The organism is Sphingomonas sp. 28-62-20 (assembly GCF_002281505.1).
This window is the reverse complement of record NZ_NCGH01000008.1, coordinates 145,114-170,760: the sequence shown is the minus strand read 5'-3', so window position 1 is coordinate 170,760 and position 25,647 is coordinate 145,114. Positions and strand designations below refer to the sequence as shown.

Here is a 25,647-nt window from a genome sequence, read left to right as displayed (position 1 = left end):
GGATGGAACGGTGATTAGGCCGCCCTGGCATATTGCGCCGTTTGGCAGAACATCAGGATACACACCTTCATTTCGACGACGCGCGGCGACATTAGCCGCAGCGTGGCGGGCAACAGCCGCTTGCCGTCGTGATAGGTGCCGCGCCAGCGATTGGGTCCATCAAGCGTAACGTCGGACAGCACAAGGCCGGTTTCAGTCTGGCCAGGCTGGCCATTGGGGCGGCGGGCAAGCCCAGTCGCGCAGAGCCGATCGGGCGTGGTGCGGCACGGCTCGATCCGCGCGGCGCCAGGGCCGTTAATCTCGGTCCAGGTGCCCAGCAGCGGCGAGGGGTTTGGCATTGCCCCCGCTTCGCTCAGCATGGCGGTCATCAGCATTAATTTCGTCATCCACATCATCAGTTCCTTTCAGTTTTCGGGTTGGTTTGGGGTTGGGGACATCAGGCCGCGACGGGGTCGCCAGCCGGATCGGGAAGCGGGCGCCGCACGGCAGCCGCGAAGTGGCGGTGATAATCGGGGTGTTCGGTGCCCATCCAGCGATCCCACCAAGTGAAGTAGAGGCCGAAGTTCCACCCAACCTTCCCATGATGGAGATCGTGATGCGTTGTCGTGGACATCCAGTCGAAGAGCGGGCGACCATCGCGCCGCGCCGGCATCACTTCGATCCCGCTATGGAGCAGCGTGTTGCGCACAATCTGGTGGAGCACGAACAGATCAACGACGACCCACGACGTCGGCACGATCAGCACCCAGAGCGGCACGAAGCTGCCCATCAGCACGGCTTCTGGCCAGTCGAAGCTATAGGCGGTGAAGGGCGAGGGATTGTTGCTGAGGTGGTGGCGGCGATGCACCCAGCGGAACAAACTGCGGTGGTGCGACAGCCGGTGCGCCCAGTAGAAATAGGCGTCGTGCGCCACGATCATCAGCACGAGGCTGGCCCAGAACCAGACGGGGCCCCAGCTTGCGGCGATCTGGCTGCCCTTCCACCAGCCGAGATGATGCGCGATCGTCACTGCGAGTGAGACGGTGGAAAATACTGCGATCGACCGCAGCGAGTAGAAAAACTCCTTGCGGAGCTGGCGACCGGGCGGGCGTTGGCTGCGGATCCGCCGGTTGGCGAGCGGCCTTGCCAGCCCATACCAGAGCAGCAACCAGAAGCTGGTGGCGAAAATTACATAACGAATGACATCGCCGAGCATGAGCAGCACCCAGTGCGACCCCAGCGATGCAAGATAGTCCAACGACATGAGCGAACCCTCCTTTGATCAGGTGGGGCGCTCTTCGTTTAACGGGGCGGCGATGGTCTCGCCGATATGGCGGAAATGCTGGCTGATTCTGAAATCAGCGAGGGTTTTCGGGAATCGACGAGGCATCGCGCAGTGCCAAGCGGCGAAATTCGGTCGGCGTTACCCCGGTCGCCTCTCGAAAGGCGCGGTTGAAGGGACCCAGCGAGCCAAATCCCAGATCAAACGCAATGCTCGCAACATTGCGCGTGGCGCTTGCGGGATCACTCAGCAGCGTGCGCGCCTCCGAAATGCGGCGCTGGTTGACGAAATTGGCGAAGTTGCGGTGCCCGAGCCGGTCGTTGATCAGCCGCCGCAGCCGGTGCTCAGGCAACCCGATCGCCTTGGCAAGGTCTCCAATCGTCAGCCCCTCGCGCCGCCACAGCGCGTCGGCGTCCATTGCCTGCTGCAATCGATCGAGCCAGATCACGCTGTCGTCAACCGCGCGCGATTCGATCGGCGTTGACCGTCCGCCGCCCGCGACGCCGAACAGTGCCGGTCGCGCCTCAAGCAGCACCGCCACGCCGGCAATGCCCAACATGGCCTGGATTGAGGCGTTTGCGAATTCATACCAGCTGGCATTGATGCCCAATATCTGGCCGATCTGGGCGATGCTGAGCACGATCGAAAATACCGCGATCAACACCAGAAAGGGCACGCGCAGCCGACGCCGCGCCTCAACCAGATCATTGCGGCCCGACCGGATAATCACCACCAGCGCGTGCAGCGCGAGCAATAGCCCAAAGATGTTGTGCACGCCCCAAATCGCTGGCGCCGTTATCCGCGGGCCATATTCACCGAACAGGCCGATCAAGGTAAGTGCGGCCGACGGCGCGACGCTCATCGCGGTTAGCTGGCGATCCTCGAACAGGGTGACGGCAAAGAGCCAAAAATAGCCCGCGCCGCCAATCTGGATAAGCCAAAGCAGGACCTGGGCGGGTCCAATGATTCGCCCGATGGGATGGAAACCGTTGAGCGTGAAGCCGATATTGCTGATAACGAACAGCAAGGTCGCGATCCTCAGCGCACGATTGTCAGCGCTGCGCGCGAGTGAGATGCCGAGCCCCAATTGCGCACCAACGGCCATCCCGCGAAACAGCAGGTCAAGGATTTGCCATGGCTCCACCGCTGTCTGCGCTCCCCAGCTCGTCGCGTTCAGTCTATTCGCAGCGCGAAGGGATTGCCAATGGGGTGGGTATTGTTTTGCCACGCTCAGCCTGTTTGCGTCTCGGCTACCCCCTCGCCACACTGCCTCCCCGAACCGCGCAACCAATCGCGCGCATTCCCCCGTTTCACCTTGCAACCCACCGCCCTCGCTGGCATCCCTCGCGGCGATAAGATGATCGCGCACCGTCGCGGACCCAGTGGAGAGCAAGCCATGCACAGCTATCTGAAACACTATATCAACGGCGCCTGGGTCGCGAGCGATGGCGGCACGGTCCACCACGTCATTAACCCCGCTACCGAAGCGGCGTGCACCGAAATCACGCTCGGCACCCAGGCCGATGTTGACAAGGCCGTCGCTGCTGCGCGCGCCGCGTTTGATGGCTGGTCGCAGACCACGGTCGCAGAACGCGCCGCACTGCTGACCCGGATCATCGAGGAATATAAAGCGCGCATGCCCGATCTTGCCAAGGCGGTGAGCGAGGAAATGGGCGCGCCGATCGGCTTTGCCAGCGCGGCACAAGTGCCCGCGGGGCTTGGCCATTTCATCTCGACGCTGAAGGCGCTCAATGATTTCCCGTTCGAAGAACGGCTGGGCCGGGCGCGCGTCGTGCATGAGGCTTTGGGCGTCGTCGCGATGATCACGCCGTGGAACTGGCCGCTCAATCAGATCACCGCCAAGGTCGCGCCCGCGCTCGCCGCTGGCGATACGATCGTGCTGAAGCCGTCCGAAGAAGCACCGGGCTGTGCGATGATTCTGGCCGAAATCCTCGACAAGGCAGGGGTGCCGGCGGGCGTGTTCAACCTCGTCAATGGCGACGGGCCCGGCGTCGGGGCGGCGCTGTCGAGCCACCGCGATGTCGATATGGTGAGCTTTACCGGATCGACCCGCGCGGGCATCGCGGTCGCGCAGGCTGCCGCTGCCACCGTCAAGCGGGTGCATCAGGAACTGGGCGGCAAGGCCCCCAATCTGGTGCTGGAGGGCGCTGACTTGCAGGCCGTGCTGCCGCCGACCTTGATGGGCGTGCTCGCCAATTCTGGGCAAAGCTGCATCGCGCCGACCCGGCTGCTGGTCCACACATCGCAGACCGCAGGTGCCGTCGCCGTCGCGAAGGCGATGTTCGAGGCGACAACCGTCGGTGACCCCGCCGAAATGGGCGCGCATATCGGCCCGGTCGTCAACAAGGCGCAGTTCGACAAGATTCAGGGGCTGATCCAGTCAGCGATCGACGAAGGCGCGACCTTGGTAACTGGCGGGGTTGGGCGTCCGGATGGCCGCAATTCGGGCTATTATATCAAGCCGACGCTGTTTGCCGATGTCACCCCCGACATGAAAATCGCGCAGGAGGAAACCTTCGGCCCCGTCGCCACGATCACCAGCTATGGCACGCTGGAAGAGGGCATCCGGATCGCCAACGACACACCTTATGGCCTGTCCGCGACGATCTCGGGCGATCCGGCGGCGGCGGCAAAGGTCGCACCGAAACTGCGCGCCGGGCTTGTCACGATCAACGGCTGGAGCCCCGACGGCAACGCCCCGTTTGGTGGCTATAAGCAATCGGGCAATGGCCGTGAAAATGGCAAATATGGCCTGACCGATTTCATGGAAGTGAAGACCATCGTCGGCGAGCCTGCCTGAACGCCACCCGCCATGCCGGTGATCATCGATATGTTGATGCCGGTGGCGGGCGATCCCTATGCCGAAATGGCAGCGGAAACGCTGCTGCCCTATACGCAGGCCTTTGCTGATGCCGGGCTGATGATCTCGCCCCGGCCCTGGGATTTGGGGCCGGGCGACGGTGCGGCGGCGCTCGCCTTGTTTGCCTGGGGCTATCACCACCGGGTGGCGGCCTGGCAGGCGATGCTGGCGGCATGGCCCGCCGATCGGTTGCTGCTCAATCCGCCCGCCCTGCTCGGCTGGAATACGCGCAAAACCTATCTGTCGGCGTTGTCGGCGGATGGCGTGCCAATCGTGCCGAGCTGGTTCGGCGATGCTGATCAGGCCAGCGTCGATGCCGCGTTTGATGCGTTTGGCGTGGCTGAATTGGTGGTGAAGCCGCAAATCTCGGGCGGCAGTTATCGCACCACGCGGATCGCACGTGGCGGCTCGGTGGATCTTCTGCCCCAGGCGATTATCCAGCCGCTGATCCCGGCGGTTGGCGATGAGGGCGAATTGTCGCTGATCTTCATTGGCGGTGCCTTCAGCAATGCCGCGCGCAAGGTCGCCAAGCCCGGCGATTTTCGCGTGCAGCCGCAATTTGGCGGGGTCTTCACCCCGCTTAATCCCAGCGTAGAGGCGATGGCGATTGCCCGGCATGCGCTCGCCGCCCTGCCCGCCGCGCCGCTTTATGCACGGGTCGATCTGATCCGGCTGGCCGATGGCACATTGGCGTTGATGGAGCTGGAGGCGATCGAACCCGATCTCTATCCCGATCTCGATCCGGAGGTGCCCGCCCGCCTGGCGACTGCGGTCGGGGCGGCCGTTAGCGTGTGATGACTCCGAATTGGATCAACCCATACCCCGTTCGCCCTGAGCGAAGTCGAAGGGTATGCGTATCGCGTGGGCTTCGACTTCCCCCGGACCTGATCCGGGGCCGAACGGGTGTGGGGTTCAATTAACCTAACGTCATCACACTCTAAGGACGTCAGCTCAATAGTCCTTGGACACGCGGACGTTGACGCTCTGCCGCCCGATCGTCGAGATGGTCGACAGGATCGACAGCCAGCGCGTCACCCGGAATTCGACCTGCGTTGCTGAATACCCCGCCCCGTCACTGATGATTTCCGCATAAAGCTTGCGCGTAATGAACTTGCCAGCGGCCACGGATGATCCCGTCCGACCAAGGCTGGTATCGGCCGGCAGAATCCGCAACCGATCAAGCCCGGCGACGCGGCGCAGCGCGTTGATCGGATTGAGACCATCGCCCCGCCCCTGCAGCGAGGCAACGGCGGCGGCGAGCTGCAGGGCTTCGGGCGCCGACAAGTTGGTGATCGACGTGCCGAACAATAGCCGCGACAGGAGTTCGTCCTGCGGCAGCGCGGGGACGCTTGAAAAGTTGATCTCCGGACGGGTCGCGGGGCCAGTCACCTGAATTGATGCCGACAGGCCCGTGCTGTCGGCATTAGCCGATATGTCGATAACAGGATTGGCCGGTGTTTCCCCGCCAAAGCGGATCACGCCACGGTCGATGTCGAACTGACGACCAGAAAATTCATAAGTCCCACGGATGATGTCCGCCCTGCCAGCAATGGCGGGATTGTCTGGCGCGCCGCCAATCTGCAGATCAGCCGTCCATTCGCTGGTCAGCCCCAGCCCATTGACGCGCAGCCCATTGCTGGCGCGTGCGCGCACATCGAGCGTCCACAGTGCGCGCTGTCGGCTATCCTCAATGCCCGTATCATCGGGCAGGTTGATCTCCCTGATGTTGAGCTGCGGCACCGCCGTGGCGGAAACCGCCTGGCCAAGCCGATAGCGGCTGGCATTAAGCACCAGATCGCCAGCAATCACCCCGCCAGCGCCGCTTGAATGAATTGTCATCGGCCCGGTGACCGTCGCGGCGATATCGTCGCGATTGATCATCACCGCCTTGTCAGTTTGCAACTTCAGATCAATGCCGAAACCGTTGACGTCAGCGAAATCAAAGCTGCCACTGCCCGTCACGCGCCCGCCCTTGCCCGCATCGGCGGCAAAATTGCTGAAGCTCAGTTGCGATCCGTTGAAGGTGCCGGTCGCCTCGACCCCGGTCAGCACCGTGCCGGTGGTCGTGCTTTCAATCCGCGCGCCCTTTGCGCGCACCACCCCGCGTATGCGCGGATCATTGACCCTGCCGCCCAGATCGGCACCGATTGCGATCGGGCCGGACAAATCAAACAATTCAATGCCGGTCAACCGCCACAGGGTATCGGCGGGGCCGTCATAGCGGACTTGGGCGAATAGCTGGGCATTGGCGAGCCGGGCGCGCAAGCTGCCTGCGCCAAGCGGCGACAGCCGCGCCTGCGCCCGCCCGATCGTCTTGCCGCCGCTTTCCATCACTGCCCGCAAGGCAGCATTATTGGCTTGCAAGACGCCCGCGACCCCCAGGTCGATCGGCTTGGAAGACAGCACCAGCCCCGACCTGCTGAGCCCGCGTACCGTCATGTCCATCTTGCCCACCGGCGCCGCGCCGCCGCCGTCGGCATAGCTGAGCTTTCCCGATGCGCTGCCCGCCAGGCCAAGGCCCGGATAGACGATATCAAGAATGGTCATCGGCAGTCGCGACACGGTGGCGTCGATCGCCGCCGAATCGCTGGAGAACTGGCCGCCAATTTCGGCAGTGCCGCCCGCAAAATCCAGCCGGGTCAGCGCAAGCCGCCAGCCATCGCCGGATCGCGTCACCACCGCCGGGCTCAGCAGCTTGATCGGTCGCCGATCAATCGTCCCCGCAGCGGTGATCCGATAGCGGTCAGCGGTCACATCGGCCTCGCCGCGAATGTCGAAGGCGCGACCACGCGACCCGGCAATCGCTGCCTTGATCGTGCCGACACCGCCGCGCAGCGACGCTGTGCCGTCAAATCGCGCCAGCCCAAGCGAGCCACGACGAAGCCCTGTACCCTTGGCGCTTGCCTCAACCGTCGCGCCCTTGGCATCAAGCATCGTAACCAGATCGAGCCTGCCGCGCCGCAGCACCGCATTGCCCAAAACCTGCGCATTGGCGGCATCGAGATGCACCTCTATCCGCTGTACGCCCTTAATCGGCGCAAAGCTGATCACGCCGGTCACCCCGCCCCCGCCGCCGACAGTCAGCGTGCCATCAAAGCCGCCATCGGCCGCCAGCAACGATCCGCTTGCCTTGATGCCACCGGCATCAAGCGCATCGATCACGATCGTCGCGCGTCCGCCCTTGGGCAGATCGAGCCCACCGCGCAAATCGAAGTCACCCAGCGTTGATCCGCCGGATGCGGTGAGCCGATATCCCGCCGGTGTCGGATCAAGATGCGCCCGGACCTGGCGCAGGCCCAGCGTCTCATTGGGACGGGCAAGCGTGATGTCGAGCGTGGGGCGTTCGATTCGGCCATCAAGCTTCAGCGTCAGCGGGCCATAACTGTGCTGGTTGCCGCTCCCGTCGAAATAAAAGCTGCCGTCGCGACGGCGATAGCCATTGCCAACGATCCGGATATCGGGCGCGGTCAGGACCAGATTACTGAAATGCAGGATGCCATCCGTCGATTGTTCAAGATTGGCGGTCAGCCGGGGCAAGCCACCGGCCAAGGACCGGAAAAATTCATTGTCGAGCCGGATCATCTGCACGCTGGCTTTGCCCAGGATGCGTGCGCCCTTGCCACTCGGATCGGGGACCACGTTCAGCGTCGACACCACATCGACGATGCCGAGCCCAGGAATAGTGAATCGGCCCAGCGCGCCCTGAATCCCAACATCAAAGCGACCATTTTTGAGATCGACGAGCAGGTTCAGACTGCCGTTCAACTTGTCCGATTTGAACTGAAGATCAGCGCCGTTGATCAGTGCGGCCGAGACCAGCAGCTTGCCGTCCAGCGTCAGGTTGCGCAAAATCTCGCCAGCAACCTTGTCGATTCCGCTAACTTCAGCGACGCTCAGATGGATCGGCACCACCACGGGCTGCTTGCCCAACCGCCCCTTGCCGGCGGCAACGACCTTGTTGAAGCCTTCCTTGCCGAACGACACGAAATCGGCCGAGAGCCGATAATCGAATGCCGCATTGGCAAAGCCGCCATCCAGGATCGCCCGCAGCTCAACCGCGCGACCGACCATCCGAGTGAGCAAGGCAGCGGGCTGCAGCAACCGGGTGCGGATCTGCAGCTTGCGGAAAGCGCTGTCGGCGAGATCAAGCCCGCCATCCATGTCAATCGCCAGTGCCGACGATCGCAGCGTCAATTGGCCATCAAGCTGTCGCGCCACCAATGTCGCCGCGCCGTTGATCATGATCTGCGGCACGGCCAGCCGGACGAACTTGTCGGTCGACACGCGCGACGGCGTCAGCGCACCCGACAGTGTATAGCGCCCCGCCTGGTTGCCCAGCGCGAGATCGACAACACGCTTGCCGCCGACATCGAACAACGCCGTGCCGCGCCAGCGCGACCAGCGCCCCTGGCCCGCGATCCGGGCCTTGATCGGCTTGGTCAGGCGGGCAAGCTTGGCGAGCATACCGTCGGCAGCGCCTTCAGCGTGCAGATCAATATCGAAGCGATCGCGATCCGGCTCGGCATCGAGTTTGAGCAGCAACCGATCGCTGCCTTCGACCAGCGCACGCAGATCGATTAGCGCCCGGCCATCATGAATATCCGCGCGCCCAGCGAGGCTTCCCATCCGCGCCGTGCCGGTAACGCGGCGGTCAATCGCCAGCCGATCAATCCGCAGCATCCCGATCAGGATATCAAAGCTGGGCAGCGCCGGGCTTGGTTTGCCGGTCCGCACCGTTTCCGGCAGCTTCACCAGCCTGGCCTCAGGGATCGTCAGTCGCTTGATCTCAAGCCGGTTTGACAGCCAGGCGAGCGGCACCCAACTGATCGACGCGCGTGGCACCACCAGGACCAGCCCTTTTGGATCGCGCACGCGCACATCAATCAGCGTTGCGTCGCCGAACACCGATCCGTCGATCCTGCCGACCGAATAGCGCAGCCCGTTCGATGGCCGCAGCGCGCCAACCTGATCGGCAAGGAAGCGGTGACCGATGCTTGAATCAAGCAGCGCCAGCCCGGCCAGCGACAGCACGACGAGCCCAGCGATCAGGCCGCCAAGCCATCGCCAGACCCGAGCGGCTCCCGCGCGCGGCGCGGGCTGATCGTCAGCCTCGGTCAAAAAGCCTGCCCCAGCGATACATAAACCGCCACGCGCGGATCGCCGCGTTGCGGGTTGAGCGGTGTGCCGACATCAATACGGATCGGCCCGAAGTTCGAATAATAGCGCAGGCCAAGCCCCGCCCCAAATTGCAGCGCGGTGAAGCGCGGCAGGTTAGAGGTATAGATGTTCCCCGCATCGAAAAACGGGACGAGCCCGAACGGCCCAAAGGCCTTGATGCGCGCCTCGATGGAGAATTCGGTAAGGCTGCGGCCACCAATGGGGTCGTTGTTCGGATCGCGCGGACCGATCGCCTGAAAGCCATAGCCGCGCACCGAAGCGCCGCCGCCTGCATAAAAGCGCCGCGACGGCGCAATCGCATCACGCGGCGCACCCGCGATCGTGCCCAATCGGACTCGGCCCGCAATCACCACCCGATCACCAAGCGCCTGATAGGCGCTGGCGTCGAGCTGGACGCGCGCATAGCCAAAAGCACTGCCCTGCAGCGACAGCTCGGGCGATACCCGCCCACCGAGCCGGAACCCCTTGGTCGGGTTGAGCAGATCATCTGACCCGTCATAATTTAGGCTGACCGGCAAATCGGCGATGAAGAAGGTCCGGCGTCGGGCCACGCCCGTTGAGACAATCACGTCGCGTTCGTCCGATGCTGCCAGTTCGGCACCGATCGACCAGGTCCAGGCCTTTTGAAAGAAGATCGTCGTCTGGCGCGCCAGGCTGCCGCTCAACGAATAGGTTGTGGCCTGAAAAGCAGCGCGATTGACGTTGGAGGCGATGAGCTGCGCGGTCAGCACACGATCGCGCCCTTCAAAATTGTTGCGACGGAAGATGACGCCGCCCGATTGCTCCTGCGTACCGGCAACCGCCCGCGCGGTGAATGCGCCTTCGGGCGGAAACAGGTTTCGGTGCGTCCAGCTCGCCGCCGCGCGCACGCCTTCACCAGTGCCATAACCGATTTCGCCCGCAATGGTACGCAGCGGCGCGGGGAGCAAGGTGACATCGATATCCACCGTACCGGGCGCCTTGCCCTCCACCGGCTTCACTTCAGCCGACGAGACGATACCCGTCTGGATCAAGGCACGGCGGAGATCGTCGAGTTGGCTTTCGTCAAAAGAGTCGCCCGCCTTGAACCGCGCGATTTTTTCAATGTGCCGGGCATTCATCAATGTATTGGGTGGCGTAACGACCCGGCCAAAGGTCCGCGCGCCACCCGGTTCAACGCGCATTTCCAGCGTTGCCGTCTGGGTGGCGTGGTCGATGACAATTTCTGGCTTGTCGATCTTGGCAAAGGGAAAGCCCTTCTCGCCAATCCGCGCCCGAACGGTCGCCTCGCCGACCGAGATGGCGTCGGCATCGACCGGATCATTGGCAGCGACGCCGAACTCCTTGCGCAGCGGCGCTGCCTGATCCCCGGCAGCAGCCAGGCCGGGCAGCGTGACCGTATCGAAACGATATTGCGGCCCAGGAACAACGTTCAGCACCACCAGTGGCTCGCCGCCCTGCGTCTCCAGGCTGTTGCTGATTTCGGCATCATAATAGCCTGCGCCGCGCAACAGCGATTGCAACAGCGCTGCATCTTCACGCGCCCGCCGTTCGATCTGCGCGGCATTGGAGGGTTCGCCGCGATGAATGCGCAGCGTCGAAAGCGCATCGAACCGCGCCTTGAACACCGCATCGGCGACCGCATCGATGCCGTCGATCCGGTAACTATAGCCGGTCAGATCAGCGATATCGGTTTTGGTGCTGTCGGTATCGGTCGCTTCGGTGGTGGCAGCCAGGTCTGGCCATGCCACGCCAATATCGGGCAGGAGTGCCATTGGTGACCCCGGATCAAGCATGTCATTGGATGCCGGCACCTGACCCGTGGAGTCCTGCGTGGGTGCTAGGCGAGTTGATGCCGGCACGTCCTGTGCCTGAACAGCGTGTGGCATCACAATCGCCATCAGCGCTGCAAAAGCCATCCTGCCTCGTCGTGTACCACCTAATTGACTATGCCATAGCATCGCGCCGCTCTAGCGCCCGCAACCTGGAAGGGACAGCGTTGCCCACCGGGGGCGTAACGAAATTCAACGCAAGCTGGGCTCGTTGTGCCGCAGGGTTCGTCAGTGAACCGTGCCAAAGGAGCGCCCGGTTGCGAGCAACACAATCAGCCGCTCAATCTGCCGCCAGCGGCAAAAGCCAATGGCATTGCCCAGATTGCGGCTGCGCTCCGCCAAGGCCGCCGCCTCAAAACCGGCATCATCGCCGAAGCGCAGAATCAGGTCGGCCGCAGCATCAACGGCGCCGCGATCATGGAGATAGGGGATGGGCGGGGCAGCCTCATCAGAGTGATCAAATCGGGGAAACGCCATGGCCAAGCGAATAACAAGCAAAGCTGGCGGGACGATTACGGGCAATGGTAAACACAGCGTCGGTAATTACGCTATCGTTCCACTGGCGTGCGGTGCCATCCCATGGCAGGGCAGTTGGATGAGCGATTCCCCTTCCCGCACCCCCGCCGCTGGCGGCTTCCTGATTGCGATCGGCGCCATGGTTGGCGCCTTTGGTGGCGCTTTTTTCGGCGAATCGACGCGCGGGCTGTTCGTCGGCATCGGCGTCGGCGTTATCCTGGCGATCCTCATCTGGCTGCGCGACCGCCGCTGAACTGCCCGATTATCGCTATCTCAGCAGGCGCGTGAGCCGGACGACCCGGCCGATAACCTCCATCTCCGGATCCGCTACAAACGGCGGAAAGTCGGGGTTGTCGCTGGTGACCAGCAGGCCGCCGCCGCGCGGCACCAGCCGCTTGACCACCAGACCTGCCGCCAACCGCACGACATAGATTCCGCCGCGCGCGCTGGGCTGCACATCGGCGCGATCAACCCACATGTCATCACCGTCGGCAATCGTCGGCAGCATGGATTCACCGCGCGCAGTGATGATCGAAAGGCTGGCAGGCTCCACACCCCATTGGCGCAGCAGCGCGGGATCTATCGCTTCGCCCGCCAAGGCGCGATCGCCCTCCAGCAATCCACCCGGCCCGGTCAGCGCGACCGCATCAATGCGCGGCACGCGTACCAGCGCCCCCGTCGCTGGGGCTGAAATCGGCGCACCCAGCACCGCCTCCGCTACGCCAAGATAAGCCGCAAGCACGCGCCGGTCCTGCTCATGCAGCGCGCGCGGCGATCCGCGCGTCACAAATTGCTGAAGATAGGCGGCGTTGCGCCCAATCAGCCGCGACAAAGCGGCCAGGCTTTCGCCGCGCGCCAGCGCCAGAGCCGCCAAAGCGGCACGAACTTCCGCCTGATCCATCGCCGAACACTACGCGTAGGATTTTTCCTAGACAAGTTGGAAATGTGAGAACAAACAATGAACATTATCAAAGACTCGGGAGATTGCCATGTCTATGTTGTTGAAAGTGGAGCGGTTCCTGCGGCAATCGGCGATGCCGCCCACCAAATTTGGTCGGCTTGCCGTCAACGATCCACGGCTGGTGGAAGATATGCGGCGCGGCCGCGAGCCGCGTGAGCGCACGGTGGCCCGGATCGAGGCCGCGATTGCCACGCTTGCCGATCAGGCCCGATCAGGAGCCGCGGCCCCGATATCGGCACTGCGCTAACCCGCGCCATCGCCCAACAGGCCAGGCGCGCTGACTGCCCGGTGGAAATAGTAACGGCTGATTGGGATCAATGGGCCAGCGCCACCTTTGTCGGTGCCAGGCATCAGATCACGCTGGCCGCCCCGCTCAACCCAGCGATCGAGCGCTGGTTAGGCGGCTTGGCCGACGCCGAATTCGCGATCAGCGGACACCTGGTCGCCGATCTCGCCATCAGCGCCACGCGCAAAAGCGCGGGTCGCGTGGAAGCCGATCTGGAAATACTGACGGTTGAAACGCGGTAATGGCGCGAACCGATCAATCGCGCGTTGCCATCCGGCGCAGCGACACCAGGGTTTCCTGTAACCCCTCATCGCGCTTCATTCGGCTGACATCTGGCACGGGTGCGCGGTCCGCGCGGGTGGTTACCCCGCGTTCGAGCCGTTCGAGCAGCGCGGCAATCGTTGCCTGCGTGTCGCGCGGTGTCCGTGGTTCAGTGGCCGGCGGCACCGGGTCACCGGGCGTTGGGCGCACCATCGGCGTTAGTTCAAATGTTTCAAAGCGCTCGGTCGGCGCGAAAATCTGCTGACGCGGGGGAGCCGGTGGGGGCACGGGCGACGCAGGTGCGACGCTTGGCGGCATGGCACCCGGATCAAAGACCGAGAGCAGCTGATCAAGATCGCCGGGGAGGTCCAGCACCTCGCGCCGCAGCGGCAGCGGCGGATGAGCGATGTCGTTATCCAGGGCTGGTGTATCATCCGCGACCAGGTGCCGGGCGCGAACGTCCAGAAAGGGCGTCCCGAGATCGCGATTCGCAAAGACCGGACGACGCGACGGCGCATCGGGATGCGCATCGGCACGACGCAGCACCGGTGCGACTTGATCAGGATCAGCGTCGTCGGTCGACGCAGCATCGCTGCCAAACATGATCGTGCGCGATCCCGTGATCAGGAACACGGCAAACCAGCTGACCAACGCCGCGCCGCCGCCACACATCAAGATCAGGACCAGCCGGGCGGTTACACCTAATGGCGGTTCGGCGGCAGGAATGATCGCGGCAATACCCGTGCGCAAGATCAACCGGCCGAGCATATCGCCCGGCACGAGCGCGAACATCGCGGCGGTCATGATCCCCACCAGCGCACCGGCAAGCGGCGCAACAGGAAGGGTCAGACGTTGACGACGGGATTGTGCGACCATGGTGCCAATCTATCAGCGGATTCGATTAGTTTTTGGTAAACAGGAGCATAACGCGCGACATTATTCGCCCAGTTGCGTTCCGCTTCGACAAAGGCGCGCGCCCGCGCCCGGCGCGCTGGCCAGGCATCGCGATCGGCAAACAGCGCCGCGATAGCGCGGGCCATTTCCTTGGGGTTGTCAGGCGGAAACAGGCTGCCGGTGTCGCCGTTGCGAATGAGTTCGCGGTGGCCGCCGACATCCGACGCCGCGACTAGTCGGCCCTGCGCCATGGCCTCTAGCGGCTTGAGCGGGGTCACCAGATCCGTCAGCCGCATGCGCTTGCGTGGATAAACCAGCACATCGATCACGCTGTAATAACGCTCGACCTGTTGATGCGGCACGCGGCCGACGAAATGAATATGCGCGGCGACCTCGCTGGCCTCAGCCTGCGCGCGCAGCGCTTCTTCGCACGGGCCGCCGCCGACCAGCACCAGCTTCATCCGGGGGCGCGACGCAACCAATCGGGGCATCGCGGCGATCAGATCGGCAAGCCCTTCATAGGCATAAAAGCTGCCGATAAAGCCGATCACCTCATCACCGGCGATCCCAAGATCATCGGCCAGCGCTGCATCATAGGGCAATGGCTTGCCGAACAAGGTGAGATCAACGCCATTGGGGGAGATCATGATCCGCTGTGGCGGCACCCCGCGCGCGACAAGATCGCTGCGCAACCCTTCACAGATCACCGCGACGGCATTGACCTTACCCACCATCCGCGTTTCGAGCGCCCGCGTCGCGCGGTATCGCCACGATCCCTCAATCCCGGTGCCATTGCCGACGGCCGCATCCTCCCAAAAGGCGCGAATTTCATAGAGCATCGGCACATGATAGCGGCGACTCGCGCGGCGCGCGGCAAGGGCATCGAGGACGGGCGAATGGGCGTGGAGGATGTCGGGCTGAAACTGCTTGATGACCGCGCCAATGCGCCTTGAAAACGCGCTAATCTCGCGCAATTCGCCAAAGGGGCTGATCCAGGGCTTGGGCGTGGGGGTGCGATAAAAGTCTATCCCATCAACGCGCTCGTCCGCAGCATCGCCGCCCTGGCGCGGGCCAGTGACCGCCGCGACCTGCCAGCCACGCGCCATCTGCGCCTTCAAAATGGCGCGGGTGCGAAAGGTATAGCCGCTCTGCAAGGGCAGCCCGTGATCAAGGATGTGAAGAATGCGCATAACGCAGCTGACTTGCCACAACAGTGTTTAACGCACCGTCAACCCGGTTCGGCGTATCCAGCCCCAAGGCGCCGTAGCGCAGGTTTTTTTACAGGCAGGGCAAAGGGCATGATCGACAATTTCGCGCTCGGCCTGACGCATGGGCTGATGATGCTGGCCGCGTTCCTGTTGTTGCGCCGCCCCGATCTTGATCGCGAGCCATCGGCCCAACCGGAGGATGATCCGGGTGCGTGACCTTGCCTTTATCGCTTTTCTGATCGCGCTGTTCGGGTTCGGCTTTCGCCGCCCGTTCGTGTTCGTGCTGACCTATGTCTATATCGACATCGTCTCGCCCCAGCGGCTGACCTATTTGCTGCTCAACAGCGTGCCAATTTCACTGATCGCCGTGATCGCGGCGGTCGGCGCCTGGGCGATGTTTGACGACAAGCGCGACACCAGGCTGGCACCGCGCCAGTTCCTGTTGCTGCTGATGCTGATCTATTGCGCAATCACCACGCGCAGTGCGGATTTCCCGGTGGATGCGATGGGAAAATGGGATTGGGTGTGGAAGGCGCTGGCCTTTGCCATCTTCCTGCCGCTCACGCTGCGCACCAAGCTCAGGATAGAGGCGCTATTGCTGTTCATGGTCCTGTCGGCCGGATCAATCGTCATTGTTGGCGGGATCAAGACGCTGGCGTCGGGCGGCGGCTATGGCGAGCTGAACCTGATGGTGTCGAACAATAGCGGCCTGTATGAAGGCAGCATCATCTCGACAGTCGCGGTCTGCATCGTGCCGCTGGTGCTGTGGTTTGCCACCTATGGCACGATCTTCAAGCCCGACTGGAAGGTGAAGATCTTCTGCTATGCGCTTGCCTTTGCCTGCCTGCTGATCCCGGTCGGCACATCGGCGCGGACCGGCTTGGTCTGCATCGGGCTTCTCGCGGCGCTGATGCTGCGCAACGCCAAAAGGCGGCTGATGTATCTGGCATTGGTCGCCGTCGTGCCGATCGTGTCGCTGCCGTTCCTGCCGGAATCATTCCTGGAACGCATGCAGACGATCCAAAATCACCAATCCGATACCTCCGCCTCCACCCGGGTCGCGGTGTGGAAATGGACGATCGATTACGCCAAAACGCACCCGTTCGGCGGCGGCTTCGAAGCCTATCGCCAGAATCATCTCCGCTTTGAAACGGTAAAAGTCGTCGGATCAGGCAACAACATCACCGTGGTGCGCACGCCTGAGGAAGACAGCGCCCGCGCCTATCACAGCAGCTATTTCGAGATGCTCGGCGAACAAGGCTATCCTGGCCTCGCCCTGTGGCTGATGATCAACATCGCTGGCGTGTTCCGCATGGAAGTGCTGCGCCAGCGATATCGCCAGGCCAGTGCTGACGAAGCCTGGGTAACGCCATTGGCCAGCGCGCTGCAAAACGCACACATCGTTTATCTGCTCGGCGCGGCCTTTGTCGGCATCGCGTTTCAACCCTTTATCTATATGCTGATCGGCGCGCAGATCGGGTTGGACACCTATCTTGCGCGCCGCCGCAGCGAGGCGGTCTGGCAGCCCTTTCGCAAGGGCCAGCGGGGAGCCCAAGCGCCAGCCCCGACGCCAGTCTTGCCGATCGCCGCGGGTCAGCCAGCGCGTTAGGCAGGCTCGCGGACCTGTGCGCCGATTGCTTCGATCAGCGCCGCGTTAAAGGCGGGCAGATCGTCCGGATTGCGGCTGGTGATCAGATTGCCGTCAATGACGACCGCCGCGTCAACCACCTCAGCACCGGCATTTTCCAAATCAGTGTGCAGCGACGGCCAGCTCGCCACGCGAAGTCCGTCAACGACATCAGCCTCAATCAACAGCCATGGCGCATGGCAGATCGCCGCCACTATCTTGTCCTCATCGAAAAACGCCTGGATGATCGTGATCGCCTCTGGCTGAAGCCGCAGCGTATCGGGATTGGTGACCCCGCCGGGCAGCACCAACGCATCATAATCGCCGACATCGACATCATGCAGCATGAGATCGGGGGTAATCGTCTCCGCCTTTTCGGCATGCTTCATGCCCTGGATCGGATCAGTGCCGATTGACGCCAGCGTCACCTTCGCCCCGGCATCCATCAACGCCTCACGCGGGCTGAACAATTCGGACTGCTCGAAACCGTCAGTGGCAAGAATAAGGACATGCGCTTGAGTGATATCGGTCATGGGGAATCTCCGCTGCTGGTCCGTCATCAACCCGCTGATCCGGAAGCGGTTCCGGAACGAAGCGGTCAGCGGTGCATTGGCAGCGTTCTTCCAAATGAACGGGATAGCCGCCAATCGACCGCCCCGGTCTCGATCCTGCCACCCACTATGCTAGAGCCGTTGCGGGCTTAACCGCAAAGCCCTGAGCGACACCCCAAGCCGATCCACACGAAAGAAGCGATGACCAGCCCCCGCAAGCCTCCCACCATCCAGATGAGCGATGTCAGCGCCCAGCTTAACGCGATGATTGATGTCAACCGGACATGGTTTCAGACGCATTGGCTGCAAATTGCGATTGCGATTCTGGTCGGTGCGCTGATCATCATCGGCCTGCACGCGGTGCGGCGTTATGTGCGCAGGCTTTATCAACCCGGCGAGACGAGCCGACGCTGGCCGGAGATTTTTGCCCATGCCGCCAGCCGCACCACCAATTTCTTCATCGCGGCAACCGCTGCAAAGCTGGTCGATGGCTATGCCCATGCGCCGATCGAACTCGCCCAGACGATCAACTTCCTCTTCACGATCGCCGCTGGTTTCCAGGTCGCGATCTGGACGCGCGAAATCACGCTTGGGGTGATCGAACAGCGCGCGCAGAGCGAACATTATAGCGGCGAGACGATTGCCAATGCGATGGGCATCATCCGCTTGCTCGTCACGGTGGTGCTATTCGGCATCGCGATCATCGTCATCCTGGGCAATTTGGGGGTCAACATCACCGGGCTGGTGGCGGGGCTTGGCGTGGGCGGCATCGCGATTGGCCTGGCGGCGCAGGGCATTTTCGCTGATCTGTTCGCGGCGCTGGCGATCATCTTCGATCGACCATTCAGCAAGGGCGATGTCATCAGCTATGACGATACCACTGGCACGGTCGAGGAGATCGGGCTGAAATCAACGCGCGTCCGGCCCGCCTCAGGCGAGGAACATATCATCGCCAACAAACAGTTGCTGGAAAAGGAAATCCGCAACATTTCGCGGCGTGACTTTCGCCGTAACAAATTCGCACTCGGCATCACCTATCAGACACCGCCCGACGTGATTGCCCGCATTCCGGCGATGTTGCGTGAGGAGGTCGAAAAGCTCGGCCACGGCTTTGCGCAAGCCGGTCTGGTCGGGTTTGGCGACAGCACGATCAATATCGAGCTGGAATATGACACGCTGAGCCCCGACTTTGCGCGCTGGTATCAGGGCCGCAACGATGTCGGGCTGGCGATCCTCCGCCGCTTCGCCGCCGAGGGGATAACGTTTGCCTATCCCACCCAGACGAGCTTCACCGCCGCGCCCGATGGGACGATGGTGCTGCCCTATCCCGATGTGCAGGCAGTGAAGCGGATCGACCCGAAGGATAGCGCATAGGCCTCTCCTCCGGCTGCCAAGTCGCCACCCTTCGCCCGAAACGGCTATCCTGAAATCAGGATCGCGTGCCGATCGTGTCGGACGGTATATCGGTGATCGCCGCCCTTATTTCCAAATTGCTGCCTGCTTCGTCGCGCCACATCAAGCGCCCACTCCCATTCAGGCCAACGGAAATGCTTGGCTTACCGACCGACTTCCAGCGACCATCATCGGCAAAAAACAGCTCAATATCCAATTTTCGACCGTTCGCGATCCGGCTGTCCCGGCCAAGCGCGCTCTTTATTGAATAGCCATCATGCTTGGCCACAGTCAGCACAGCCGTCGTGCCGATCCGCATGACCAGTTTGGGCGTCGCAACGACATTGCCGTCGCGCAAAATGACGAGATCAACAACATTCGTGTCGGCCTTCGTCCGGCTGGGCGTTTCTCGAGCGCTACTATTATTCGACATGAGGACGAGTATCGCAAAAATAATCAGATAACGAACAGCGAGCATCACCAACTCCTCTCTAATCCATTATATTTACGTGAATAATGCCCAACCATCAAGCTGTTCTTCAAATACTTCCCTCATCCAAACTCAACAACGTCGCATTGCCACCAGCACTGGTGGTATCGACCGATACCGCCCGCTCGACACAGAAGCGGTAGAGATAATGCGGGCCGCCCGCCTTGGGGCCAGTGCCAGACAGGCCCTCGCCGCCAAAGGGTTGCGAACCGACCACCGCGCCGATCATCGAGCGGTTGACGTAGAGATTGCCGACCGCCGCGCGCGCTTCGACCAGTTCGCTCGCGCGGGCGATGCGGCTGTGGAGGCCCATCGTTAAGCCGTATCCCTTTGCATTCACCCGCGCGACCGTTTCGGCGAGCTTGCCCGCGGGCCAGGTCGCGACGTGGAGGATGGGGCCAAACCATTCACGATCGAGCGCGTCGATGTCGCCGAGCCGGACGAGCGTGGGCGGCACGAACAGGCCGTCGGCTGGCACCGCGACCGACTTGATCAGCGCGCCGCCGAGATGGGCGCGATAGGCCATGAGTTTGTCATAGGCGGCCTGATCGATGACCGGGCCAACATCGGTGCGCGGATCGCCCGGATCGCCGATGATCAGCAGGTCCATCGCGCCCTGCAGCATCTCGATGACGCCGTCGGCGATCTCCTCCTGCAGCAGCAGCAGGCGCAGTGCCGAGCAACGCTGCCCGGCCGAGCGGAAGGCGCTGGTGATGACATCGGCAACGACCTGTTCGGGCAGCGCGGTGGAATCGACGATCATCGCGTTGATGCCGCCGGTTTCGGCGATGAGCGGGACGATGGGGCGATTGTCGTCCTCCAGCAGGCTGCGGGCGATCTTGCGCGCGGTCGCGGTGGAGCCGGTGAAGGCGACGCCTTGCACGCGGGGATCAGCAGTGAGCGCAGCGCCGACTTCGGGGCCGCCGGGGAGCAGGATCAGCGCGTCTTTCGGCACGCCTGCCAGATGCGCGAGCTCGACCGCGCGCGCGGCGATACGCGGGGTCTGCGGTGCCGGTTTTGCTACCACTGTGTTGCCGGTAACCAGCGCTGCCACCGTCTGCCCCAGGAAGATCGCCAGCGGGAAGTTCCACGGCGCGATGGTGGCCCAAACCCCGCGCCCTTCCAGATGGAGCGTGTTGCGCTCACCCGTCGGGCCCGGCAGCTCGATGGAGTGGAGGTTGGCGCGCGCCTCGGCGGCGTAATAGCGGCAGAAATCGACTGCCTCGCGCACTTCGCCGAGCGCATCGGGGATGGTCTTGAAGGCCTCCTGGACGCAGATGGCCATCAGCGCGTCGCGGTTCTCCTCAAGCAGATCGGCGAGGCGCTCCATGATCGCGCAGCGATCCTCAACCGATCGCGCCGACCAGGCGGGGAAGGCTGCAGCAGCCGCACACACCGCCTCCTCCGCGTCTCCACGTCTCCGCGTGAGATCATCTTGTTCACGCGGAGGCGCGGAGGCGCGGAGATTTTGGACCGTCTGGGCCAGCGTCGTCTGATCGGCGAGATCAAGCCCGGCGGAATTTTTGCGCTGCGCGCCGAAGAGATCGGCAGGGAGCGGAATGTTGGGGTGCCGCGTCCCGCCGACGCCCGCAATCTTCACGACCGGGTCGGCCAGGATTTCCGCCTCGCTCAGCCGCTCGTCGGCCAGCTGGTGGACAAAGGAGGAGTTCGCGCCATTCTCCAGCAGCCGTCGGACGAGATAGGCCAGCAGATCGCGATGCCCTCCCACCGGCGCATAGATGCGGCAATGATAGCCATGTTCGCGCACCAAGCGCTCATACAGGCCATCGCCCATGCCGTGGAGGCGCTGGAATTCGAAATCGCGGCTGTTCCCCGCCCATTCGACAATGGTCGCCACTGTCAGCGCATTATGGCTGGCAAAGGCGGGGCGAATGTGCGGCGCATCAAGCATGTCGCGCGCGCAGGCGAGGTAGGAAACATCGGTCGCGGCCTTGCGGGTGAAAAGTGGATAATCGCTGAGCCCTTCCACCTGGGTGCGCTTGATCTCGCTGTCCCAGTACGCGCCCTTGACGAGGCGGACGTTCATCTCGCGGCCGAGTGCGCCCGCCCAGGCAATCACCGGCCGCGCGCGCTTGCCATAAGCCTGCACCGCCATGCCGAAGCCGTCCCAGCTTTTCAGCGACGGCAGCCCGGCGACGGTACCAATGATATCCAGGCTCATCTCCAGCCGCTCGGATTCCTCGGCATCGACGGTCAGCGCGATGCCCTTGCCCGCCGCCTGCACCGCCAGCGCCTCAAGCATTTCGGTGAGCGCGGGGACGCAATCATCCCACTGCGCGACTTCATAACGCGCGTGGAGCGCGGAGAGCTTGACCGAAATCGAATGGCCTGCCGCCGGATCGGCGCCCACCGCATCAATCGCGTCGACATAGGCGCGGAAATAGCGGTCGGCATCGGCCTTGGTCCGCGCGGCCTCCCCTAGCATGTCAAAGCTGGCGGTGAAGCCTTTATGCTCGGGCTTTTTCATCCGGCGGGCGGCTTCGTCGATGGTGCGGCCCATCACGAAGATTTCGCCCATCATGCGCATCGCCGCCCCCACCGCTTGGCGAACGAACGGTTCGCCGGCGCGCGAAATCAGGCGGCGCAGCGCGCTGGGCTGATCGCCCTCCCCCACCAGCGCGCGGCCAACCACAAGACCCCAGGTGGCGGAGTTCACCAGCGTCGAGTTGGACTTGCCGGTGTGCGCACGCCAATCGGCATCGCCAAGCTTATCGGCGATCAGCAGATCGGCGGTTTCCGGATCGGGCACGCGCAGGAACGCCTCGGCCAGCGACAGCAGCGCCACGCCTTCTGATGAATTGAGCCGATATTCCTGCAGGAACTGGTTCACCCAGCCCTTGCCCTGCGCCGCGCGCAGGTCCGCCAGCAATCCCAGCGACTCGGACATGATCCGATTTCGCGAGTCGGGGGTGACGGCGGCGCGCGCCAATAGCGGCTTTAGAACTTCGGGTTCGGGCGCGCGGTGGAGTTGGGCCATGGATTTGCGGGCTGCGGACGCTACGTCAGGTGTCATCTTCCGGTTTCCGGTCTAGCGAGGCTTGGCAAGGGGTGCTCGACGCGCCTATTTGAGCCCCGCGCTATGCGATGATTTGCTCGGGAGGGAAATGCCGTGACGACAATCACCATTCAGGAAATGGCCACGCGGGTGGGCACCGAGCAGGTCTCCGACTGGGTCGAGGTCAGCCAGGAGATGATCGACAAGTTCGCTGATGCAACGGGCGATCACCAGTTTATCCATGTGAACCCGCAAATGGCGGCGATGACGCCGTTTGGCGGCACGATCGCGCATGGTTTCCTGACGCTGTCCTTGATGCCGCTCCTGTCGTCCAAGATCACTGACGCCCCCAAGATTGAGGGCGTGAAGATGGGCGTCAATTACGGCGGCAACAAAGTCCGCTTCCTCCAGCCCGTTCGCTCGGGCAAGCGCGTGCGTGGTCGCTTCAAGCTGATGGAGCTGGTGGAGAAGCGCCCCGGCCAATGGCAGCAGACCAACGAGTTCACCGTCGAAATCGAAGGCGAGGATAAGCCCGCGATGATCGCCGAATGGATCAGCCAGATCTTCGTTTGAATGTTTCTCCCCTCCCGCCTGCGGGAGGGGTCGGGGGTGGGCCTGATGGACCCGCAAGCGCCACGCCGGCGGCCCCGCCCACCCCCCAGCCCCTCCCGCAAGCGGGAGGGGGGAAGAACCGATCACATGGCCCGCATCACGCCCCTTACCAAACCCTATCCGCCCGAATTCGACGCGCGGATGAAGGTGCTGATGCGCGGTGCCGAGCCACTGGTGCTGTTTACGACATTGGCCACTAATGAACGCGCCTGGGGCAAGTTCAGCGGCGGATCGCTGCTCGACAAGGCCAGCCCGCTATCGATGCGCCAGCGTGAAATCGTCATCGACCGCACCTGCGCGACATGCGGCAATGAGTATGAATGGGGCGTCCACATCGCCGGTTTCGCCCCGCATATCGGCATGGACGATGCCCAGATTTACGCGACCGTCCACGGCAGCGCAGCTGATCCGGTGTGGTCCGCCGAGGAAAGCGTGTTGATCGCCACGGTCGACGCGCTGATCGACCACAAAAAGCTTACCGATGCCGAATGGGCGGCGCTCAGGACGCATTTTGACGAGCCCCAGGCGCTGGAGATCATCCAGCTTGTCGGTTTTTACCACGGCGTATCGCTGATCTGCGGTGCGCTCGATCTTCCCCTCGAACCCAATGCGGCCCGATTCCCGGCTGCCAAAGGAGAATAAGCCATGCGTTCAGCCGTTATCGTTTCCACCGCCCGCACCCCCATTGGCCGCGCCTATCGCGGCGGGTTCAACAACCTGCCCTCGCCCACGCTATCCAGCCACGCCATCAAGGCTGCCGTTGAGCGCGCCGGGATTGACGGTGCCGAAGTGCAGGACGTGGTGTGGGGTGCAGCACTCCAGCAGGGCGTGCAGGGCGGCAATATCGCACGCAACGCATTGTTGCGCTCGGGTCTGCCGATCAGCGTGCCCGGCCAGTCAATGGATCGCCAATGCGCCAGCGGCCTGATGGCGATCGCCACTGCCGCCAAGCAGATCATCGTCGACAATATGGACGTGACGATCGGCGGCGGCTGCGAATCCATCTCGATGGTGCAAACGCCCGAAATGCGCGTCGCCCCCGACCGGGAATTGCTGGCGATGCACCCTGATGTGTACATGTCGATGCTGCAGACCGCCGAAGTCGTCGCCAAGCGCTATAACATCAGCCGCGAGGCGATGGACGAGTATAGCTATCAGTCGCAGATGCGCACTGCTGCAGCGCAAGCCGCCGGCAAGTTCGATGACGAAATCGTGCCCGTCACCGCGACGATGGCGATGACCAACAAGGAAACCAAGGAAGTCACGCATCACGAAGTGACGGTGACCAAGGACGAGGGCAATCGCGGCGATACCACGTTGGCCGGCCTGAGCGGCCTGAAGCCCGTACTTGGACCGGACATGACGATCACGGCGGGCAATGCCAGCCAGCTGTCGGACGGCGCATCGGCTAGCGTGCTGATGGAAGAAAAGCTCGCGGAGAAGCGCGGCCTCGCCCCGCTCGGTCGCTATATCGGCATGGCCGCGGCCGGCACCAAGCCTGACGAGATGGGCATCGGCCCGGTCTATGCCATCCCCGCGCTGCTCGAACGCTTCAACCTGAAGATGGACGATATCGGCCTGTGGGAATTGAACGAAGCGTTCGCCGTGCAGGTGCTGTATTGCCGCGATACGCTGGGCATCCCCAACGAACTGCTCAACGTGAACGGCGGGGCGATCTCGATCGGCCATCCTTATGGCATGTCGGGTGCGCGGATGACTGGCCATGCGCTGATCGAAGGCAAGCGTCGCGGCGCGAAATATGTCGTCATCACGATGTGCGTCGGCGGCGGCATGGGCGCTGCCGGGTTGTTCGAGGTGCTGTGAGGTTGAAAATTAAGAGCCGATCGCGTAAGTAGTTCTGGCAAGGCTCATTGGACTCCTTTGAGTGGGCCCCGTTCGTGGCAGCGATCGGGGCCCAATTCGTTTGGGGGCCAGCTGGCAGGCCGACCCCCTCCGGTTGGCCTATTTAGGGCGCGTCAGCTCCACCACCTTGAGGATCAAGGTAGCAAAGCCAATCATCACACCCAAAACGAGGCACAAGCTTGCAAGGCTCATGTGGCACTCCTTTGGTTGACGGCGGAATTGCCGTCACCAATACTCTGGCAAGACTTATTAACGACAACAAGCCGCGCGATGTTGTCGTTCTTCGTTCTACAATAGCGGCTCGTCCCCCAACACATATCTTGCACCCGCCCCCCGCTTGGCAGCACGGTCGCCGGGATTATAAAGCCCACACCGCTCCAGCGACAAACACCCGCAGCCGATGCACCCGTCGAGCAAGTCGCGCGTGCGCGTTAGTGTCGCGATCCGGTCGTCGATCAGCGCGCGGATGCCGGTGCTCATCCGCGTCCAATCCTTAGCGGTCGGGGTGCGGCCATCGGGCAGCTTGGCGAGTTCAGCACCGATCGCCTCGATCGACAGTCCCAGTTGCTGCGCGATCAGAATGAAGCTCAGCCGCCTTATGTCAGATCGCAAGAAGCGCCGCTGACCACCCTTGTTGCGAAACGGGCTCAGCAGCCCGCGCACCTCGTAAAAGCGGATCGCCGATACCGATACGCCCGCTCGTGCCGCCAGATCGCCGATCGCGATGACATCGCTTGCCTTCATTTCGCCCTCCCGAGAAAACCCTTGACCTCAACTTAGGTTGAGGTTGCAAAACTGGTTGCGTCAAGCCGAATCGATGACCGATCGGTACATGGAAG

Annotated in this window: 24 protein-coding genes; 11 read left to right on the top strand and 13 right to left on the bottom strand. The window is 63.0% G+C overall.

All coding sequences use genetic code 11. The features are described 5' to 3' along the window. Positions 1 to 14: 14 nt before the first annotated feature. The 3 genes from B7Y43_RS08835 to B7Y43_RS08825 form a co-directional block, all read right to left on the bottom strand. Positions 15 to 386: a hypothetical protein gene (locus tag B7Y43_RS08835; protein ID WP_374131272.1), complete on the bottom strand. Its 372-nt coding sequence runs from the start codon at positions 384 to 386 to the stop codon at positions 15 to 17. Between the two features lie 50 nt (positions 387 to 436). Beyond that, the gene (locus tag B7Y43_RS08830; RefSeq protein ID WP_374131271.1) at positions 437 to 1,243 is read right to left on the bottom strand and encodes a sterol desaturase family protein; all 807 of its coding nucleotides are present in this window, start codon (positions 1,241 to 1,243) and stop codon (positions 437 to 439) included. A gap of 94 nt (positions 1,244 to 1,337) precedes the next feature. Next, positions 1,338 to 2,405, bottom strand: a complete 1,068-nt coding sequence (locus B7Y43_RS08825; protein ID WP_374131270.1) for a helix-turn-helix domain-containing protein — start codon at positions 2,403 to 2,405, stop codon at positions 1,338 to 1,340. Positions 2,406 to 2,657: 252 nt separating this feature from the next. On the opposite strand from B7Y43_RS08825, the gene B7Y43_RS08820 reads away from it, so the two are divergent. Then, on the top strand, positions 2,658 to 4,082 hold the full coding sequence (locus tag B7Y43_RS08820; RefSeq protein ID WP_374131269.1) for an aldehyde dehydrogenase family protein: 1,425 nt from the start codon (positions 2,658 to 2,660) through the stop codon (positions 4,080 to 4,082). A gap of 12 nt (positions 4,083 to 4,094) precedes the next feature. Next, positions 4,095 to 4,937: a RimK family alpha-L-glutamate ligase gene (locus B7Y43_RS08815; RefSeq protein ID WP_374131268.1), complete on the top strand. Its 843-nt coding sequence runs from the start codon at positions 4,095 to 4,097 to the stop codon at positions 4,935 to 4,937. Between the two features lie 156 nt (positions 4,938 to 5,093). Here B7Y43_RS08815 and B7Y43_RS08810 read toward each other — a convergent pair whose 3' ends face one another. The 3 genes from B7Y43_RS08810 to B7Y43_RS08800 all read right to left on the bottom strand — a co-directional run bounded on the left by B7Y43_RS08810 (position 5,094) and on the right by B7Y43_RS08800 (position 11,608). Beyond that, the gene (locus B7Y43_RS08810) at positions 5,094 to 9,260 is read right to left on the bottom strand and encodes a translocation/assembly module TamB (protein ID WP_374131267.1); all 4,167 of its coding nucleotides are present in this window, start codon (positions 9,258 to 9,260) and stop codon (positions 5,094 to 5,096) included. Next, positions 9,257 to 11,218 carry an autotransporter assembly complex family protein gene (locus B7Y43_RS08805; RefSeq protein ID WP_374131266.1) on the bottom strand — a complete coding sequence of 654 codons (1,962 nt, stop codon included), beginning with the start codon at positions 11,216 to 11,218 and terminating at the stop codon, positions 9,257 to 9,259. The genes B7Y43_RS08810 and B7Y43_RS08805 overlap by 4 nt, the downstream gene beginning before the upstream one ends. Before the next feature lie 141 nt (positions 11,219 to 11,359). Further along, positions 11,360 to 11,608, bottom strand: coding sequence for a hypothetical protein (locus B7Y43_RS08800; protein WP_374131265.1), 249 nt, complete (start codon positions 11,606 to 11,608; stop codon positions 11,360 to 11,362). Between the two features lie 118 nt (positions 11,609 to 11,726). On the opposite strand from B7Y43_RS08800, the gene B7Y43_RS08795 reads away from it, so the two are divergent. Beyond that, positions 11,727 to 11,900, top strand: a complete 174-nt coding sequence (locus B7Y43_RS08795) for a hypothetical protein (protein WP_374131264.1) — start codon at positions 11,727 to 11,729, stop codon at positions 11,898 to 11,900. A gap of 15 nt (positions 11,901 to 11,915) precedes the next feature. Here B7Y43_RS08795 and B7Y43_RS08790 read toward each other — a convergent pair whose 3' ends face one another. After that, positions 11,916 to 12,548: a S24 family peptidase gene (locus tag B7Y43_RS08790; RefSeq protein WP_374131263.1), complete on the bottom strand. Its 633-nt coding sequence runs from the start codon at positions 12,546 to 12,548 to the stop codon at positions 11,916 to 11,918. Between the two features lie 88 nt (positions 12,549 to 12,636). Here B7Y43_RS08790 and B7Y43_RS08785 point away from each other — a divergent pair, with 88 nt between their 5' ends. Together B7Y43_RS08785 and B7Y43_RS08780 are read left to right on the top strand one after the other, a co-directional pair. After that, positions 12,637 to 12,855, top strand: a complete 219-nt coding sequence (locus B7Y43_RS08785; protein WP_374131262.1) for a hypothetical protein — start codon at positions 12,637 to 12,639, stop codon at positions 12,853 to 12,855. A gap of 41 nt (positions 12,856 to 12,896) precedes the next feature. Next, a complete protein-coding gene (locus tag B7Y43_RS08780; protein WP_374131261.1) occupies positions 12,897 to 13,136 on the top strand; it encodes a hypothetical protein in 240 nt (79 codons plus the stop codon). A gap of 13 nt (positions 13,137 to 13,149) precedes the next feature. On the opposite strand, the gene B7Y43_RS08775 is transcribed toward B7Y43_RS08780, so the two are convergent. Next, complete coding sequence (locus B7Y43_RS08775; RefSeq protein ID WP_374131260.1) at positions 13,150 to 14,031, bottom strand: hypothetical protein; 882 nt, start codon at positions 14,029 to 14,031, stop codon at positions 13,150 to 13,152. Beyond that, positions 14,001 to 15,239, bottom strand: coding sequence for a TIGR04063 family PEP-CTERM/XrtA system glycosyltransferase (locus B7Y43_RS08770; protein WP_374131259.1), 1,239 nt, complete (start codon positions 15,237 to 15,239; stop codon positions 14,001 to 14,003). The genes B7Y43_RS08775 and B7Y43_RS08770 overlap by 31 nt, the downstream gene beginning before the upstream one ends. Before the next feature lie 108 nt (positions 15,240 to 15,347). Here B7Y43_RS08770 and B7Y43_RS08765 point away from each other — a divergent pair, with 108 nt between their 5' ends. Both B7Y43_RS08765 and B7Y43_RS08760 read left to right on the top strand, forming a co-directional pair. Further along, positions 15,348 to 15,473 (top strand): hypothetical protein, encoded by a 126-nt coding sequence (locus tag B7Y43_RS08765; protein WP_374131258.1) that lies wholly within the window; start codon positions 15,348 to 15,350, stop codon positions 15,471 to 15,473. Further along, on the top strand, positions 15,466 to 16,866 hold the full coding sequence (locus B7Y43_RS08760) for a putative O-glycosylation ligase, exosortase A system-associated (protein WP_374131257.1): 1,401 nt from the start codon (positions 15,466 to 15,468) through the stop codon (positions 16,864 to 16,866). Before B7Y43_RS08765 ends, B7Y43_RS08760 begins: the two co-directional genes overlap by 8 nt. On the opposite strand, the gene B7Y43_RS08755 is transcribed toward B7Y43_RS08760, so the two are convergent. Continuing rightward, the gene (locus B7Y43_RS08755) at positions 16,863 to 17,417 is read right to left on the bottom strand and encodes a type 1 glutamine amidotransferase domain-containing protein (protein ID WP_374131256.1); all 555 of its coding nucleotides are present in this window, start codon (positions 17,415 to 17,417) and stop codon (positions 16,863 to 16,865) included. The two genes, B7Y43_RS08760 and B7Y43_RS08755, sit on opposite strands and share 4 nt — an antisense overlap. Before the next feature lie 219 nt (positions 17,418 to 17,636). On the opposite strand from B7Y43_RS08755, the gene B7Y43_RS08750 reads away from it, so the two are divergent. Next, on the top strand, positions 17,637 to 18,809 hold the full coding sequence (locus B7Y43_RS08750) for a mechanosensitive ion channel family protein (protein ID WP_374131255.1): 1,173 nt from the start codon (positions 17,637 to 17,639) through the stop codon (positions 18,807 to 18,809). 55 nt (positions 18,810 to 18,864) lie between these two features. On the opposite strand, the gene B7Y43_RS08745 is transcribed toward B7Y43_RS08750, so the two are convergent. Beyond that, positions 18,865 to 19,311 carry a hypothetical protein gene (locus B7Y43_RS08745; RefSeq protein WP_374131254.1) on the bottom strand — a complete coding sequence of 149 codons (447 nt, stop codon included), beginning with the start codon at positions 19,309 to 19,311 and terminating at the stop codon, positions 18,865 to 18,867. A 55-nt stretch (positions 19,312 to 19,366) separates the two neighbouring features. After that, entirely contained in the window at positions 19,367 to 22,351 is a 2,985-nt protein-coding gene (putA, locus tag B7Y43_RS08740) for a bifunctional proline dehydrogenase/L-glutamate gamma-semialdehyde dehydrogenase PutA (RefSeq protein ID WP_374131253.1), read from the bottom strand. 120 nt (positions 22,352 to 22,471) lie between these two features. On the opposite strand from putA, the gene B7Y43_RS08735 reads away from it, so the two are divergent. The 3 genes from B7Y43_RS08735 (at position 22,472) to B7Y43_RS08725 (ending at position 24,769) form a co-directional block, all read left to right on the top strand. Then, positions 22,472 to 22,906 (top strand): MaoC family dehydratase, encoded by a 435-nt coding sequence (locus B7Y43_RS08735; RefSeq protein WP_374131297.1) that lies wholly within the window; start codon positions 22,472 to 22,474, stop codon positions 22,904 to 22,906. A 126-nt stretch (positions 22,907 to 23,032) separates the two neighbouring features. Then, positions 23,033 to 23,587, top strand: a complete 555-nt coding sequence (locus B7Y43_RS08730) for a carboxymuconolactone decarboxylase family protein (RefSeq protein ID WP_374131252.1) — start codon at positions 23,033 to 23,035, stop codon at positions 23,585 to 23,587. Between the two features lie 3 nt (positions 23,588 to 23,590). Continuing rightward, positions 23,591 to 24,769 carry an acetyl-CoA C-acyltransferase gene (locus B7Y43_RS08725; RefSeq protein ID WP_374131251.1) on the top strand — a complete coding sequence of 393 codons (1,179 nt, stop codon included), beginning with the start codon at positions 23,591 to 23,593 and terminating at the stop codon, positions 24,767 to 24,769. 327 nt (positions 24,770 to 25,096) lie between these two features. Here B7Y43_RS08725 and soxR read toward each other — a convergent pair whose 3' ends face one another. After that, the gene (gene soxR, locus B7Y43_RS08720) at positions 25,097 to 25,552 is read right to left on the bottom strand and encodes a redox-sensitive transcriptional activator SoxR (protein ID WP_374131250.1); all 456 of its coding nucleotides are present in this window, start codon (positions 25,550 to 25,552) and stop codon (positions 25,097 to 25,099) included. Positions 25,553 to 25,647 lie beyond the last annotated feature (95 nt).

Excerpts from the sequence above, each read along its gene's own strand:
- B7Y43_RS08835 (WP_374131272.1), bottom strand. The coding sequence starts at position 386 with ATGACGAAATTAATGCTGATGACCGCCATGCTGAGCGAAGCGGGGGCA.
- B7Y43_RS08830 (WP_374131271.1), bottom strand. The coding sequence starts at position 1,243 with ATGTCGTTGGACTATCTTGCATCGCTGGGGTCGCACTGGGTGCTGCTC.
- B7Y43_RS08820 (WP_374131269.1), top strand. The coding sequence starts at position 2,658 with ATGCACAGCTATCTGAAACACTATATCAACGGCGCCTGGGTCGCGAGC.
- B7Y43_RS08815 (WP_374131268.1), top strand. The coding sequence starts at position 4,095 with ATGCCGGTGATCATCGATATGTTGATGCCGGTGGCGGGCGATCCCTAT.
- B7Y43_RS08805 (WP_374131266.1), bottom strand. The coding sequence starts at position 11,218 with ATGGCTTTTGCAGCGCTGATGGCGATTGTGATGCCACACGCTGTTCAG.
- B7Y43_RS08800 (WP_374131265.1), bottom strand. The coding sequence starts at position 11,608 with ATGGCGTTTCCCCGATTTGATCACTCTGATGAGGCTGCCCCGCCCATC.
- B7Y43_RS08795 (WP_374131264.1), top strand. The coding sequence starts at position 11,727 with ATGAGCGATTCCCCTTCCCGCACCCCCGCCGCTGGCGGCTTCCTGATT.
- B7Y43_RS08790 (WP_374131263.1), bottom strand. The coding sequence starts at position 12,548 with ATGGATCAGGCGGAAGTTCGTGCCGCTTTGGCGGCTCTGGCGCTGGCG.
- B7Y43_RS08785 (WP_374131262.1), top strand. The coding sequence starts at position 12,637 with ATGTCTATGTTGTTGAAAGTGGAGCGGTTCCTGCGGCAATCGGCGATG.
- B7Y43_RS08775 (WP_374131260.1), bottom strand. The coding sequence starts at position 14,031 with ATGGTCGCACAATCCCGTCGTCAACGTCTGACCCTTCCTGTTGCGCCG.
- B7Y43_RS08770 (WP_374131259.1), bottom strand. The coding sequence starts at position 15,239 with ATGCGCATTCTTCACATCCTTGATCACGGGCTGCCCTTGCAGAGCGGC.
- B7Y43_RS08765 (WP_374131258.1), top strand. The coding sequence starts at position 15,348 with ATGATCGACAATTTCGCGCTCGGCCTGACGCATGGGCTGATGATGCTG.
- B7Y43_RS08755 (WP_374131256.1), bottom strand. The coding sequence starts at position 17,417 with ATGACCGATATCACTCAAGCGCATGTCCTTATTCTTGCCACTGACGGT.
- B7Y43_RS08750 (WP_374131255.1), top strand. The coding sequence starts at position 17,637 with ATGACCAGCCCCCGCAAGCCTCCCACCATCCAGATGAGCGATGTCAGC.
- putA (WP_374131253.1), bottom strand. The coding sequence starts at position 22,351 with ATGACACCTGACGTAGCGTCCGCAGCCCGCAAATCCATGGCCCAACTC.
- B7Y43_RS08735 (WP_374131297.1), top strand. The coding sequence starts at position 22,472 with ATGGCCACGCGGGTGGGCACCGAGCAGGTCTCCGACTGGGTCGAGGTC.
- B7Y43_RS08730 (WP_374131252.1), top strand. The coding sequence starts at position 23,033 with ATGGCCCGCATCACGCCCCTTACCAAACCCTATCCGCCCGAATTCGAC.
- B7Y43_RS08725 (WP_374131251.1), top strand. The coding sequence starts at position 23,591 with ATGCGTTCAGCCGTTATCGTTTCCACCGCCCGCACCCCCATTGGCCGC.
- soxR (WP_374131250.1), bottom strand. The coding sequence starts at position 25,552 with ATGAAGGCAAGCGATGTCATCGCGATCGGCGATCTGGCGGCACGAGCG.